General features: G+C 70.2%; 15 protein-coding genes. 2 read left to right on the top strand and 13 right to left on the bottom strand.

Translation table 11 applies throughout. The features are described from left to right. The 11 genes from metK to ACRWK7_RS14025 form a co-directional block, all read right to left on the bottom strand. On the bottom strand, positions 1-1,113 hold a 1,113-nt coding region (metK, locus tag ACRWK7_RS14075; protein WP_431856867.1), incomplete at its 3' end, for a methionine adenosyltransferase. Between the two features lie 226 nt (positions 1,114-1,339). Beyond that, positions 1,340-1,819: a helix-turn-helix domain-containing protein gene (locus ACRWK7_RS14070; protein ID WP_431856866.1), complete on the bottom strand. Its 480-nt coding sequence runs from the start codon at positions 1,817-1,819 to the stop codon at positions 1,340-1,342. A 113-nt stretch (positions 1,820-1,932) separates the two neighbouring features. Next, a complete protein-coding gene (gene lnt / locus ACRWK7_RS14065) occupies positions 1,933-3,507 on the bottom strand; it encodes an apolipoprotein N-acyltransferase (protein ID WP_431856865.1) in 1,575 nt (524 codons plus the stop codon). Positions 3,508-3,580: 73 nt separating this feature from the next. Then, positions 3,581-4,600 carry a diguanylate cyclase domain-containing protein gene (locus ACRWK7_RS14060; protein WP_431856864.1) on the bottom strand — a complete coding sequence of 340 codons (1,020 nt, stop codon included), beginning with the start codon at positions 4,598-4,600 and terminating at the stop codon, positions 3,581-3,583. A gap of 234 nt (positions 4,601-4,834) precedes the next feature. After that, on the bottom strand, positions 4,835-5,752 hold the full coding sequence (locus tag ACRWK7_RS14055) for a hemolysin family protein (protein WP_431856863.1): 918 nt from the start codon (positions 5,750-5,752) through the stop codon (positions 4,835-4,837). A gap of 35 nt (positions 5,753-5,787) precedes the next feature. Beyond that, the gene (gene ybeY, locus ACRWK7_RS14050; RefSeq protein ID WP_431856875.1) at positions 5,788-6,288 is read right to left on the bottom strand and encodes an rRNA maturation RNase YbeY; all 501 of its coding nucleotides are present in this window, start codon (positions 6,286-6,288) and stop codon (positions 5,788-5,790) included. A gap of 5 nt (positions 6,289-6,293) precedes the next feature. Then, positions 6,294-7,289: a PhoH family protein gene (locus tag ACRWK7_RS14045; protein WP_431856862.1), complete on the bottom strand. Its 996-nt coding sequence runs from the start codon at positions 7,287-7,289 to the stop codon at positions 6,294-6,296. Positions 7,290-7,309: 20 nt separating this feature from the next. Then, positions 7,310-8,689 carry a tRNA (N6-isopentenyl adenosine(37)-C2)-methylthiotransferase MiaB gene (gene miaB / locus ACRWK7_RS14040; protein ID WP_431856861.1) on the bottom strand — a complete coding sequence of 460 codons (1,380 nt, stop codon included), beginning with the start codon at positions 8,687-8,689 and terminating at the stop codon, positions 7,310-7,312. Between the two features lie 103 nt (positions 8,690-8,792). Then, the gene (locus tag ACRWK7_RS14035) at positions 8,793-9,692 is read right to left on the bottom strand and encodes a lysophospholipid acyltransferase family protein (protein ID WP_431856860.1); all 900 of its coding nucleotides are present in this window, start codon (positions 9,690-9,692) and stop codon (positions 8,793-8,795) included. 34 nt (positions 9,693-9,726) lie between these two features. Beyond that, positions 9,727-10,557 (bottom strand): GNAT family N-acetyltransferase, encoded by an 831-nt coding sequence (locus tag ACRWK7_RS14030; protein WP_431856859.1) that lies wholly within the window; start codon positions 10,555-10,557, stop codon positions 9,727-9,729. 245 nt (positions 10,558-10,802) lie between these two features. Then, positions 10,803-11,219 (bottom strand): MucR family transcriptional regulator, encoded by a 417-nt coding sequence (locus ACRWK7_RS14025; RefSeq protein WP_431856858.1) that lies wholly within the window; start codon positions 11,217-11,219, stop codon positions 10,803-10,805. Positions 11,220-11,310: 91 nt separating this feature from the next. Here ACRWK7_RS14025 and ACRWK7_RS14020 point away from each other — a divergent pair, with 91 nt between their 5' ends. Continuing rightward, positions 11,311-11,565 carry a sulfurtransferase TusA family protein gene (locus tag ACRWK7_RS14020; RefSeq protein ID WP_431856857.1) on the top strand — a complete coding sequence of 85 codons (255 nt, stop codon included), beginning with the start codon at positions 11,311-11,313 and terminating at the stop codon, positions 11,563-11,565. Positions 11,566-11,567: 2 nt separating this feature from the next. Here ACRWK7_RS14020 and ACRWK7_RS14015 read toward each other — a convergent pair whose 3' ends face one another. Both ACRWK7_RS14015 and tsaB read right to left on the bottom strand, forming a co-directional pair. Beyond that, positions 11,568-12,044 (bottom strand): GNAT family N-acetyltransferase, encoded by a 477-nt coding sequence (locus tag ACRWK7_RS14015; RefSeq protein WP_431856856.1) that lies wholly within the window; start codon positions 12,042-12,044, stop codon positions 11,568-11,570. Continuing rightward, positions 12,041-12,703: a tRNA (adenosine(37)-N6)-threonylcarbamoyltransferase complex dimerization subunit type 1 TsaB gene (gene tsaB / locus ACRWK7_RS14010; RefSeq protein ID WP_431856855.1), complete on the bottom strand. Its 663-nt coding sequence runs from the start codon at positions 12,701-12,703 to the stop codon at positions 12,041-12,043. The genes ACRWK7_RS14015 and tsaB overlap by 4 nt, the downstream gene beginning before the upstream one ends. Before the next feature lie 193 nt (positions 12,704-12,896). Between tsaB and ACRWK7_RS14005 the strand changes: the two genes are divergently transcribed. Continuing rightward, positions 12,897-13,949 (top strand): polysaccharide deacetylase family protein, encoded by a 1,053-nt coding sequence (locus ACRWK7_RS14005; protein ID WP_431856854.1) that lies wholly within the window; start codon positions 12,897-12,899, stop codon positions 13,947-13,949. The last annotated feature ends 106 nt before the right edge of the window (positions 13,950-14,055 follow it).

Genomic DNA, 14,055 nt, shown 5'->3' with positions numbered 1-14,055 from the left:
GCCGTCGGCGTCCGGCTCGCGGCCGAAGTGGCCGTAGGCCGCGGTGCGCGCGTAGATCGGCTTGTTCAGGCCCAGGTGCGTGCGGATGCCGCGCGGGCTCAGGTTCACCAGCTGCTGCAGCACGTCCGACAGACGGTCCTCATCGACCTTCCCGGTGCCCGCGGTGTCGATGTACACCGACAGCGGCTTCGACACGCCGATCGCGTAGCTCAGCTGGATCGTGCACCGGTCGGCCAGACCGGCGGCCACGACGTTCTTCGCCAGATAGCGCGCCGCGTACGCGGCCGAGCGGTCCACCTTGGTCGGGTCCTTGCCCGAGAACGCGCCGCCGCCGTGCGGCGCAGCACCCCCGTAGGTGTCCACGATGATCTTGCGCCCGGTCAGCCCGGCGTCGCCGTCCGGCCCGCCGATCACGAAGCGCCCGGTCGGGTTCACGTAGAACGACGGCTCCTCACACATCCAGCCCTCCGGCAGCACGTTGAGCACGTGCGGGCGGACGATCTCGCGGATGTCGGCCTGGGAGAACGCCTCGCCGTGCTGGGTCGAGACCACCACCGAGGTGGCGCGCACCGGCCGGCCGTTCACGTACTGCAGCGTCACCTGGCTCTTGGCGTCGGGGCCGAACTCGATGGCGGCGCCCGAGTGGCGGGCCTCGGCCATCGACTTGAGGATGGCGTGCGCGTAGTAGATCGGCGCCGGCATCAGCGCCGGGGTCTCGTTGCAGGCGTAGCCGAACATGATGCCCTGGTCGCCCGCGCCCTCGTCCTTGTCGCCGGCGGCGTCCACGCCCATGGCGATGTCGGCGGACTGCGAGTGGACGAGGCACTTGACGTCCATCTTGTCCCAGTGGAAGCCGTCCTGCTCGTAGCCGATGTCCTTGACCGCGTGGCGGGCAACCTGGACCAGCATGTCCGGGGTGATCGCCTCGGGCCCGCGCACCTCGCCGGCCAGCACCACCTGGTTGGTGGTGGTCAGCGTCTCCACCGCCACGCGGGCGTACGGGTCGTGCGACAGGTAGAGGTCGACGATGGCGTCGGAGATCCGGTCGGCGACCTTGTCCGGATGGCCTTCTGACACGGACTCGCTGGTGAAGACGTAGTTCTGCTTGGCCACGGCAACCTCGGCTGTTTTACAGGGGCGAACTGGAGATCGGGGCCGCGCTGAACCTGTTCTGATCCCGGATCAACGGTTAACCGATCGGTTGCGGTATTTGACAACATTTTACGATCGGGTCAAGCGACCTTCCCGTCTGATATGACCGCGAGTCGTGGTAAAGCGAAAGCGGGGGCGTGACCGAGTCACGCCCCCGCACTCTGACTCTCGTCCCTGGCGAAACGGATTACTCGGCCGCCTCGAAGCTGCCGGCGTTGGCCACCGCCTTGGTCAACTCGAACAGCCGCTTGCGCACCGAGGAGTCGTTGATGCGGTAGTAGGCGCGCACCAGTTCCAGCGTCTCGCGCTTGGCCATGGGGTCCGGCTCGTAGCCGCCCGTGGGCTTGTCCTCGGCGGCGTGCATCGGCTCCTCGTCGTCGGTGAAATCGACGCCCGCCGGCATGTCGTCGAAGAAGAACGACACCGGCACGTCGAGCACCCGGCTGAGGTCGAACAGGCGCGAGGCGCCGATGCGGTTGGCGCCGCGCTCGTACTTCTGCACCTGCTGGAAGGTGAGGCCGATGGCTTCGCCGAGCTTCTCCTGGCTCATGCCCAGAAGCGTGCGGCGCAGCCGAACACGGGAGCCGACGTGTACATCGATGGGGTTCGGCTTCCCGGTCTTGGGGCGACCCGCGTTTCCACGACGCCCGCGCGCTGCTGTTTGCATCCTAAATTCCCCGATAACGTGTGAGTACTGTTGTATGTCATATCCACGTATGCGGTCAAGTGTGTCTCCCGGACATTCGACCTGCGTGTGGGTTGAGTGGAGAGATAGTTCCGCTAGCGGCTACGACGAGCAGCCAGCGTCAGCGCGGCCGCCGCCAGGAGCAGTACCCCGAAGATCCAGTCGCCGAAGCGCCCGTACGGCGTGGGATCCGGCAGCGCCTTGGGCAGCGCCGCGTCGAGCACGCCGCGCACGCCGAGCGGCAGCTCCGCCGTCACCCGCCCGTAGGAATCCACGACGCCGGAGATGCCGGTCTGCGCGCTGCGCACCAGCGGCATGCCCTCCTCCACGGCGCGCACCTGGGTGATGGCGAAGTGCTGGTGCGGCCCCGCCGTCTGCCCGTACCACGCGTCGTTGGTGAGATTGAGCAGCCACTGCGGCCGGTCGGCCGGGTCGGTCACCGCGTCGGGGAAGATCGCCTCGTAGCAGATCAGCGGGCTGACCGGCGGCAGGCCGGCAAGGTGCAGCGTGCGCGGCCCCGGCCCGGCCGAGAACTCCGGCCCACCGAGCATGGCGCCGAACGGCAGGTACTGGCGCAGCGGCGTGTACTCGCCGAAGGGCACGAGGTGCGCCTTGTCGAAGCTGCCGCGCACCGCGCCGGAGCCGTCGATGGCGAGCAGGCTGTTGTAATAGCGCACTTCTCCGTCCGCCTGCCGCACCGCGCGGGGCGCCCCGGTCAGCGTCATGCCGCCGGGCGGCGTCACCGCGGCCAGCGCGCTGCGGTTGGCCGCATCCGCCTCGATGAAAAAGGGGATGGCGGTTTCCGGCCAGATCAGGTGCGTCACCGGCTCCCGCGCCGGCGAAGCGGACAGCTCGAGGTGCGTCTCGAAGACCTTCAGGCGCTCCTCCGGCTGCCACTTGTAGCGCTGCTCGACCCCCGACTGGACGAGGCGCAGCCGCACGCCGGGGACGTTTTCGGTGGGCGCACCGGCGAGGCGCAGCGCGCCCCAGCCGCCGATCCCGGCGAACAGCAGCAGCCCCACGGCGAACGCCGCCCCGACGCGGCGCGGCGGCTCCGCCGGATCGGCGAAGGCGGCCGGCAGCGCCGCCACCAGCACGGTCAGCAGGCTCAGCCCGTAGATGCCCAGGAGGGAAACGCTCTGCAGCACCGGCAGCCAGCCGACCCAGGCGTAGCCGACGAGGTTCCACGGGAAGCCGGTGAAGATATGCCCGCGCAGCCACTCGAACGCCGCCCACACCACGGCGAAGCCCAGCGCCCGCGCCAGGCCGCGGAGCGGCAGCAGCCACAGCACCAGCATCGCCAGCCCGGTGAACATCGCCAGCAAGACCGGCAGCCCGGCCGCCGACAGCGGCAGCGCCCACCAGAACTGTTTGATGTCGGTGAACAGCGCGAAGCTCACCCAATACAGGCCGAAGAGGTGGTGGCCGAAGCCGAACCACCAGCCGACGGCGAACGCCTGCCTCCTGGTCGCCGCCCCCTCCAGCAGCCACAGCAGTCCGGGAAACGCGATCAGCAGCAGCGGCACCGCATAGCCCGGCGGCAGCGCGAACGTGGCCAGCGCGCCAAGCAACGCCGACGCGGCGTAGCGGCGCCAGCCAGCGAGCGCCGCCAAACGGCCGGCGGTGCGGATGGTCAGGCGGTCGGCGGGGATGGTGTCGGCAACGTGCACGGTCGGCGGTCCTTCGCGGTCTCCCGCCGTTAGATAGGCGGGCGACCGTGAGGGAACACGCGAATTTTGGCGACTATGCGTCCCGGCTTCCCTTCCGGGTGCGCTTGACCGCGTACATGGACTGGTCGGCCTTCTCGATCAGGGCGTCCATCTCGTGGCCGTCATCCGGGAACACCGCCACGCCGACGCTGGCGTCGAGCGGCAGCGTGCGGTCCTCGAAGGCGAAGGGCTGGCGGATCTCCGCGGCGATGCGCTCGGCCTTGCAGGCGGCGCTGCCGCGGTCCTGCACGTCGTAGAGGATGACGCCGAACTCGTCGCCGCCCAGCCGCGCGGCGGTGTCCGACTGCCGCAGCGTGGCGCGGATGCGCGCCGCCGCCTCGCGGATGGCGGCGTCGCCGGCGCGGTGGCCGTGCTGGTCGTTGATCGCCTTCAGGCCGTCCATGTCGACGTTGAGGATGCCGATCAGCGAGGACTGCCGCACGGCGAGCGCCAGGTTCTGCCGCAGGCGGTCGTAGAACAGCGCCCGGTTGGCCAGCCCGGTCAGCGCGTCGTGCGTGGCGCGGTGGTAGAGCTCGCTGGTTTCATGCTGCACGGCGTTGAACATCGCCGCGGCGATCAGCCCGCCCATCAGCTCCAGCACGCGGATGTCGCGGTCGGTGAAGGCGGCCGGCACCGGCGAGGCGATCTTCAGCGCGCCGACGGCCATCCCGTTGTGGATCAGCGGCGCCACCACCATGGAGCGCAGGCCCACCCGGCGGCAGGCCTCGCGGTCGACCCGCGCGTCGGTGTCGGAATCGTCGCAGCGCAGGATGGTGCCCTGCTCGACGCACAGGCCGGACAGGCTGCCGGCGCGCTTCAGCCGCAGCCCGAGCTGCGCGCCGGCCATGCCGGAGGCGGCGCGGTAGACCATCTCGTCGCCCTCGGCCAGCTCGACCATGGCGCCGGTGGCGCCGGTCAGCGCCTGCACGCGCTCCGAGACGAAGCCCATGACGCCGCCGAGATCGAGCCCGAAGCCGGCGATGGCCGTCTGCGTCCGGATGATCTCCATGAGGGTGGCGGGATCGAGGTTGGAATCGGCGAGGGCGTCGGACACAGGATCTCCTTTCCGCCGCTGCGTCCCAGCGGCGACCACGGGCAACTCCCACCCTCGCGTTGTTTTTTCTTAGATAACGAATGGCCGGTTATTGAGGCGAGTGCGCGGTAAATGTCAACAGCATCGCTATTTCATTAGTAATTCTTCATGATCAGGAAGAACAAAGGCCCGGGACGAACCCGGGCCTTTGTTTTGACTAGCGACCGTTGCCGGCGAACAGTGTCGGTGCCGCGATCAGCCGGTCGCCGCCAGTTCGTTGATGTTGGCGGGCATGTTGCGCACGCGCAGGCGCTTGATGCGCCGCGGGTCCGCCTCGACGATCTCGAACTCCAGGCCGGAGGGGTGCTTGAGCAGTTCCCCCCGCCCCGGCACCCGCCCGGCCAGCGACACCACCAGGCCGCCCAGCGTGTCGATGTCCTCGCGCTCCTCCTCGGTCAGCACGGGGCCGACGCGGGCCTCGAAATCCTCGATGGAGATGCGGGCGTCGGCGATCAGCGAGCCGTCCGGACGCTCGACCAGACGCGGCTGCGCCGCCTCGTCGTGCTCGTCCTCGATCTCGCCGACGATCTCCTCGACGAGGTCCTCGATGGTGACGAGGCCGTCGATGCCGCCGAACTCGTCCACCACCAGCGCCATGTGCTGGCGCGTCTGGCGCATCTGCAGCAGCAGGTCCAGCACCGGCATGGAGGGGGCGACGATGGAGACGTCGCGCACGATGTCCTTCAGCTCCATCGCCTTCTGGCTGGCGACGCAGGCCAGCACGTCCTTGATGTGCACCATGCCGACGACGTCGTCGAGCGTCTCGCGGTACACCGGCAGGCGGGAGTGCGCCTCCTCGGACATGCGATGGATGAGGGCGGGGAGCGGGGTGTCCACGTCGATGCCGACGATGTCGGCGCGGGGCACCATCACATCGACCACGGTGCGGTCGCGGAGCTTCAGGATGTTGGCGAGCAGCGTGCGCTCGCCGGCACCCATGGAGCTTTCGCCCTCGTCGTCGTCCTCGATCAGCTCCTCGATGGTGTCGCGGAGCGTGTTGTCGCCGCGGCCCCGGATCGCGGAGCGCAGCCACCCGCGGAACAGGTGGCCCAGCGAATGTTGGTCGTCGGCCCCGTCGTCACGGGGCATTCGACTGTCGGAAGTGTCGGTCATCGTCCTGTCGTTGGCTGTTGTCGGAAGGCGGCCATCTATGAGGCTCCGGAGGGCGAATTGGTCGCGTAGGGGTCCGGCACGCCGAGCGTAGCCAGCACCTCGACCTCCAACCCTTCCATCTCCTCGGCTTCGGCGTCCACCTCGTGATCATACCCGAGCAGATGGAGAACGCCATGCACCACGAGGTGGCATAGGTGATTCGATAGAGTTTTTCCCTGCTCGGCGGATTCCCGCACCAGGGTTTCCCAGGCCAGCACCACGTCGCCCAGCATGATCGGCGCGTCCTCGGCGTCCGGGGTGTCGGCCTCGGTCAGCGCGAAGGACAGCACGTTGGTCGGCTTGTCCTTGCCGCGGTAGTCGCGGTTCAGCGTCTGCACCAGCGCATCGTCGGCCAGCACCACCGACAGCTCGGCCGGCCCGTCCGCCGGGTCCCACACGGCGTTCAGCGCGGCGAGCGCGGCACGCTCGGCCAGCCACTCGGCGTCTTCGGGCCAGTCGCCGGCCTCGCGGGTGAGGCTGATGTCCACCTGGATCACGTCACTCACGGCCGGCTCCCCCCGTTGCCGCGCGTCTTGGCGGCGGCCTCGGCGCGGTCGTAGGCCTGGATGATGCGGCTGACCAGCGGGTGGCGCACCACGTCGGCGTGGCTGAAGGTGACGAAGCGTACGCCCTCCACGCCCCTGAGGATCTCCAGCGCCTCGCGCAGGCCGGACTTGGTGCCGCTGGGCAGGTCGATCTGCGTGACGTCGCCGGTGATGACCATGCGCCCGCCCTCGCCCAGGCGGGTCAGGAACATCTTCATCTGCATGGGCGTGGTGTTCTGCGCCTCGTCCAGGATGACGAACGCGTTGCCCAGCGTGCGGCCGCGCATGAAGGCGAGCGGCGCGATCTCGATCTCGCCCGACTCGATGCGCTTCTTCACCTGCTCGGCCGGCAGCATGTCGTGCAGCGCGTCGTAGAGCGGACGCAGGTAAGGATCCACCTTCTCCTTGAGGTCGCCGGGCAGGAAGCCCAGCCGCTCGCCGGCCTCCACCGCCGGGCGCGACAGCACGATGCGGTCGACCTGGCCGGAAATCATCATCGCCACCGCCTGCGCGACGGCCAGATAGGTCTTGCCGGTGCCCGCCGGGCCCAGCCCGAACACCATCTCGCTCTCGGCCAGCGCCTGCAGGTAGGTCGCCTGCATGGGCGAGCGCGGCGTGATGGCGCCGCGACGCCGCGTGCGCACCTGCACCTCGGGCCGCACCATGGACGCCAGCGCCTGCCCGCGCGCCTCCGCATCCTCCGGCACGGTGGCCATGCGGATGGCGGCGTCGACCTCGCCGGGGCCGACCTCCAGGCCGTTGCGCAGCCGCTCGTACAGCGCCTTCAGCGCCGATTCCGCGGCCTCCGCCGCCTCGGCCGGGCCGGAGACGGTGAGCTGGTTGCCGCGCGAGATCAGCGACACGCCGAGCTGGCGCTCGACCCGCGCCAGATGCTCGTCGTGCTGGCCGTAGAGCAGCGGCAGCAGCCGGTTGTCCTCAAAACGCAAATCCACGCGGTGGTCGGGCGTACCGTTCAAGCGGATACCTCTGCGGAGTGGCCCGTACGCGAGACGTACACTCCCGTCTCGACCGTACCGGCAAGGCTGTTGGCGTGCGCCGCCTCGATGCGGACGTCGGCGATGGTGCCGACGAGACGCTCCGGCGCCTGCACGTACACCGACTGCATGTGCGGGCTGCGGCCCATGAGCTGGCCCGGCCGCTTGCCCGGCCGGTCGAACAGCACCGGTACGGTACGGCCGACGAAGCCGGCGTTGAAGGCCACCTGCTGCGCGTCGATGAGCTGCTGGAGCGCGGCGAGGCGCTCGCTCTTGACGTCCTCCGGCACCTGCTTCGCCTCGGTCGAGGCCGGGGTGCCGGGGCGCGGGCTGTACTTGAAGGAATACGCCTGGGCGTACGTCACGTCGTTGACCAGCCGCAGCGTCTCGGCGAAATCCGCGTCGCTCTCCCCGGGGAAGCCGACGATGAAGTCGCCGGACAGCGCCAAGTCCGGGTTCGCCGCGCGCAGCTTGTCGACGATGGCGCGGTAGTGGTCGGCGGTGTGCTTGCGGTTCATCGCCGCCAGGATGCGGTCGGACCCGGCCTGCACCGGCAGGTGCAGGTAGGGCATCAACTGCGGCACCTCGGCGTGCGCCCGGATCAGGTCGTCAGCCAAGTCGCGCGGGTGCGAGGTGGTGTAGCGGATGCGCGCCAGCCCGTCGATGTCCGCCAGCTCGCGGATCAGCCGCGCCAGCGACCACGTCGAGCCGTCGGCGGCCTCGCCGTGGTAGGCATTGACGTTCTGGCCCAGCAGGTTGATCTCGCGCGTCCCGTTGGCGACCATGCGCTTCGCCTCGGCGAGCACCTGGAAGGCCGGGCGCGAGAACTCGGCGCCGCGGGTGTAGGGCACCACGCAGAAGGTGCAGAACTTGTCGCAGCCCTCCTGCACCGCCAGGAAGGCGGACACCCCCTGCCCGCCCGAGTCCTCCGGCAGGTGGTCGAACTTGGACTCCGCCGGGAAGTCGGTGTTGAGCACCGCACCGGCGGCGCGGTGCGCCTTGGCCACCATCTCCGGCAGGGTGTGGTAGGTCTGGGGACCGAAGACGATGTCGACGAACGGCGCGCGGGCGACGATCTCCTCGCCCTCCGCCTGCGCGACGCAGCCGGCCACGGCGAGCACCATCTTGTCGCCGGCGCGGGCCTTCTCGTCCTTCAGGTGGCGCAGCCGGCCGAGTTCCGAGAACACCTTCTCGGCGGCCTTCTCGCGGATGTGGCAGGTGTTGAGGATCACCATGTCGGCGCCGTCCGCTTCGTCCGACGGCGTGTACCCGAGGGGGGCCAGCACGTCCGCCATCCGGGCGGAATCGTACACGTTCATCTGGCAGCCCCAGGTCTTGATGAAGAGCTTCTTACTCAACGCGCCCCTTCCGCGGAAATAGCGAAAAGCGCGCCGGGATCACCGCGGCGCGCGTCCTAGGGACATATGGTATCGCAAGGGCGGAGAAGCGAGTCAACGACCGCTAACTCCCTCTCCCCTCCGGGGAGAGGGTTGGGGTGAGGGGGTCCTGCACAGCGCCCGCTTCCGCTCCCCCGAAGGTCCCCTCACCCGGCGCCTCCGGCGCCACCCCCTCCCGGGACGGGAGAGGGCGATCATCCCGCCCGCGCACCGCGCGCTCCACGCCGTGCGCCACCGCCCGGTGGCAGTGCTCGGCCAGCGCCTTGCGGCTGGAGAAGGCGTCCAGGGTGACGGGCTCGTGGAACTCCACCACCACCTCCATCCGCCCGGCGCAGAACGCCTGCCAGAGGTGCGGAGCAAGGTCCATGTCGCCGTACCACGCGTAGAACGGCCGGAAGGCGAAGCCCATCGGCAACCCGTCGAGCCGCGTCGCCGTCACGCTCACCGGCTGCACCGTCACCGCGCGGCCGTCGATGCGGGTGCCGGCCACCGCGAACAGGGCCGTCTTGAACGGCAGCGTGCGGTTGCCGTCGCTCGACGTCCCCTCGGGGAACAGGATCAGCGTGTCGCCGGCCTCCAGCCGTGCCTTCAGGTCGTCGCGCTGGCGCGCCGTGGTGCTGCGTGCCTTGCGCTCGATGAACACGGTCTGCTGCAGCTTGGCCAGGAAGCCGAACCCCGGCCAGCCCGCCACCTCGCTCTTGGCGACGAAGGAGCCGCGGATCAGCGCGCCCAGCACCGTGATGTCGAGGTAGGAGGAGTGGTTGGACACCACCAGCACCGGCCCCGGCCCGGCCGGCTCGCCGCGCACCACGATGTCGATGCCGACGATGCGGGCGCAGACGGCGTGGTAGACGCGCGGAATGGCGAAGCGCACCGGCAGGCGCAACGCCACCGCCAGCGCCTGCGCCGGGACCAGCAGCAGCGTCCAGGCCACATAGGCGATCAGGCGGAGGGCCCCGGGCACCGGCGATGTCATGGCGTGGCGCCCCGTACCGCGGTCAGGCGATCTGCGCGTCGCGGCTGCGCCGCTCGTAGTGCTTGAAGTACTTGTCGGTGATCAGGTCGGTCTTCACCACGATGCTGACGTCCGTGGTGTTGAACTGGTGGTCGATCACCGCGCCCTCGCCGACGTAGCCGCCCAGGCGCAGGTAGCCCTTGATGAGCGGCGGCAGCTCGACCAGCGCGCGCTTCACGTTGATCTGGTCCCGCGGCATCAGCGCCATGTCGACGCGCAGCCCCGGCAGCGCCACCGGGCGCAGTTCGGGCGGCGCCAGATGGTGGTAGTGCAGGTAGGACAGCGGCTCGGCCAGCGCCTGCGGGTCGGTGCCCGGCAGGCTGGCGCAGCCGAACATGATCTCGATGTCGTGGTGGAAGACGTAGGCGGCGATGCCGCGCCACAGCAGCTGCATCGAACCGCGCGTGCGGTACGCCGCATCGACGCAGGAGCGTCCCAGTTCCAGCACCTGCCCCGGGTAGTTGATGAAGGGCGTGATGTCGTATTCGGCGCTGGAATAGAAGCGGCCGGCCTTCTCGGCGGCCGGGCGGCGGATCAGGCGGTAGGTGCCGACCACCTTCTCCGGCCCCGTGCCGCGGGCGTGGTCGATGACCAGCAGATGGTCGCACAGCGCGTCGAACTCGTCGAAGTCGCGCCGGCGCGCCGCCATCTCCTCGGACGGCACGGCGGCCATCTCCTCGTAGAAGACGCGGTAGCGCAGCGCCTGCGCGGCCTCGATCTCGGCCGTCGACTCGGCCAGCCGGACCTCGAGCGAGCCCATGCGCAGCTCGTTCGAGCCGTCCTCGGTGCCCTGGTCCGTGCTGTGGTCAGACATGGTGGGATCGCGCCGTTCGCCAAGGGGACAGCCAAAGGGACGGGAGCGCCCCCGGCCCTCGGCCGGACGCCCCCGCCCACAGGCATACCATGAAGCGGCGCCTTATGGTCAACCGCTGAGTATCGGCGGGAGAAACCGGCCCTTCACGCAGACGCGACGGAACGCGCACCGGCGGCGCGCCGCGGACGGGCCGGCTGGCACCGGGCACCGCGAGGGCACCCGGACGACAGGAGCGGAAAAACGCCTCAGGCGACGCTGCGGCGGGCGCGGGTGCCGAGGCCGATCTGCTTGGCCAGCGAGCTGCGCTGGCGGGCGTAGTTCGGAGCGACCATCGGGTAGTCGGCGGGCAGGCCCCAGCGGTCCCGATACTCTTCCGGCGTCATGTTGTACGCGGTCTTCAGATGGCGCTTCAGCATCTTCAGCTTTTTGCCGTCTTCCAGACACACAATGTAATCCGGCGTGACCGACTTCTTGATCGGCACGGCCGGCTGCGGACGCTCCTCCACGGGCACGGGATCGGTCCCGACGTTCGACAGGGACTTGTAGACCTGTTCGATCAACACCGGAAGATCGGCGACGGCCACGGAATTGTTAGAGACGTGTGCGGCCACGATCTCCGTCGTCAGAGACAACAGCGCGTTGGAAGGGGATCCATTGCTCATGTAAGCTTGCTCCACGGCTTGGCGTTCTCCTCCCATATAAAGAGGTTCGCTGCGCTGTGCAATATCCGATCTTTTACGTAAAGAGGAACCGGTGCAGGAACCAAAGACCGCCAATTACTTCCTGGACATCACGACCGAGGTCTGTCCGTTAACCTTCGTGCGCACCAAGATATTGGTCGAGCGCATGGCGGCGGGCGAAACCCTCGAAGTCCGTCTGAACGCTGGTGAACCCTTGGAGAATGTGCCGCGTTCTCTGGCCGAACTCGGTCACGCAGTGCTTGCGGTGGAACCCGAAAACCGAGAGGATCCAAGCGGGCCGCACCGCCTTTGGGTGCGGAAACGTTAATTTCAATTTGGAAACGAACGGCGCAGGACGAGTGCAGCCACGCGTCCCTCCCGGCGTATGTAGTACGCGGGGCGCCGGCCCACCTGGGCAAAGCCGCTCTGCGCGTACAGCATGCGCGCGGCGTCGTTGTCTTCGGCGACTTCCAGGAACAGCGCGGTGGCGCCGCGCCGCTCCGCCTCGCCGCACACCGCCCGCACCAGACGGCGGCCCAGCCCGCTCCGCCGCGCCTGCGGCAGCACGCCGATGGTCAGGATCTCGGCGTCCTCGCCGACGACGCGGGCCAGCGCGCAGCCGACGGGCGCGCCGGCCTCGTCCACCGCCAGCAGGCCGAAGCTGCCGGGCTGGCCGAGCAGCGTCTCGACGAAGTCGGCCTCCCAGCGGTCGTCGGGAAAGCACAGCTGCTGGACAGCGGCCAGCACCCGCCCCTCCAGCACGCCGGCCGGCTGGATGCTGGAAGTATCGTCGGGCACGCCGCTCACGCCGCGCCCTTCGGCAGCGTGACGTCGGGCGAGCGCAGGTAGAGCGGCTGCGGCGGCAGCCCCTCGGCCCGCTGCGCGCCCAGCGCGGCCACCACCGCCGCATCGGGCAGGCCCGGCTCGGCGGCGAAGGCGGTGCCCTCGCGCCCCTCCAGCACCGGGCGCAGCAGCGGCACGCCGTCGCCGACCACCAGCAGCGGCCCGGCCGGCAGCCAGCCCGGCACCGCGTCCGGCAGCAGCAGCGCCGGCTCGCCCAGCGGCGTCAGGTCGTCCGCAAAGAGTTGCAGGAACGGCTCGGCCCGGCGTGAGTCGACGACGGCCAGCACGGTGCGGCCGCGCCGCTCCGCCTCCGGCACGGCGTGCACCAGGGCTTCGAAGGTGGTCAGCCCGACCACCGGCAGCCCGGCCGCCAGCGCGAACCCGCGCGCCGCCGCCAGCGAGATGCGCAGGCCGGTGAACGCCCCCGGCCCCACGGTCACGGCGATGCGATCGAGGTCGGCGAAGCCCACCCCTGCGTCCGCCAGCACGGCGTCGACCATCGGCACCAGCGCTTCCGCCTGGCCGCGCGCCATCGGCTCGGCCCGGCGCGCGGTGATGCGCCCATCGTCCCACAGCGCCGCGGAGCAGCCCGACGTGGCGGTGTCCAGACCCAGAACCCTCATACGTCCATCGTCCCCGTTTCCCAACCGCTCCACCATAACGCGCCCGCTCGACCGCAACACTGTTGCATTCGCGCATCAGGTCGCCACACTGCGCGGGCGGGACGGGGAGCGGGCTTGTTCGCCCCCACCCGGTTGTGCCACACCACCGCGGTAGGCCGGCCTTGCGGCCGCCGCCCGGTTCATTGCAGCGACCATGACGTTCCGCCGCGCCGCCTTCACCGCAGCCCTCGCCGTCTGGGCCCTGATCGCCCCGCCGGCCGGCCGTGCCGTGGCGGCGGAGGCCAGTGCGCCAAGCGCGCCCAGCGCCGTGGTGTTCGCCTACAACCGCTTCGGCGAGGACCAGTCCCCCGGCAGCAGCATCCGCATCGACCAGTTCGAGGCGCACCTCGACGAGCTGACCACCGGCGGCTACGCCGTGCTGCCGCTGCCGACCATCCTCGACGCGCTGAAGACCGGCAAGCCGCTGCCCGACCGCGCCGTCGCCATCACCGTGGACGACGCGACGCGCTCCTTCTACACGCAGGCGTGGCCGCGGCTGCGCGCGGCGAACCTTCCCTTCACGCTGTTCGTCGCCACCGACCCGGTCGACCGCAACGCCGGCACCCACATGACCTGGGCCGAGCTGCGCCAGCTGCAGGCCGCCGGGGTGACCATCGGCGGCCTCGGCGCCACGACGGAAACGCTGGTCGAGAGCACGCCCGAGGAGGCCCGCGCCGAGCTGCGCCGCATGGCCGACCGCCTGAAGGCGGAGCTGGGCCGCGCGCCGGCGCTGTTCGCCTACCCCGAGGGGGAGTTCTCGCGCGCCCTGCAGGAACTGGCCGCCGAGCAGGGCTTCACCGCCGCCTTCGGCCAGCAGTCGGGCGTGCTGTACCCGCGCGCCGACCTGCGCGCCCTGCCGCGCTTCGTGATGAACGAGTCCTACGGCAGCGTCGACCGCTTCCGCTTGGCCGCCAACGCGCTGCCGCTGCCGGTGTCGGACCTGACGCCGGACGACCCGCTGCTGACCGTCAACCCGCCGCCGCTGGGCTTCACCGTGTCGGGCGAGGTGGGCGACCTGTCGCGCCTCGCCTGCTTCGCCGCCGGCCAGGGCCGCACCCGGCTGGAGCGCATCGAGGACCGCGTCGAGGTCCGGATATCCGACCCCTTCCCGCCCGGACGCGCCCGCGTCAACTGCACCCTGCCCACCCCGGAGGGGCGCTGGCGCTGGTTTGGCGTGCAGTTCGTCATCCCCGACGACGACGAGTAGGCCCCACCCAAAAAAGGGCCCGCGCACCCTCTGCCGGCGGCGGGCCCTGCGAGTGACGGGGCCCGCGGCCGTTCTGGCCGTTCGGCTCCGCCGTGTAGATCCATCC

This window comes from Azospirillum sp. (assembly GCF_050789165.1).
Note: the sequence above shows the minus strand (reverse complement) of the source record. Positions and strands in the feature narration are given on the sequence as shown.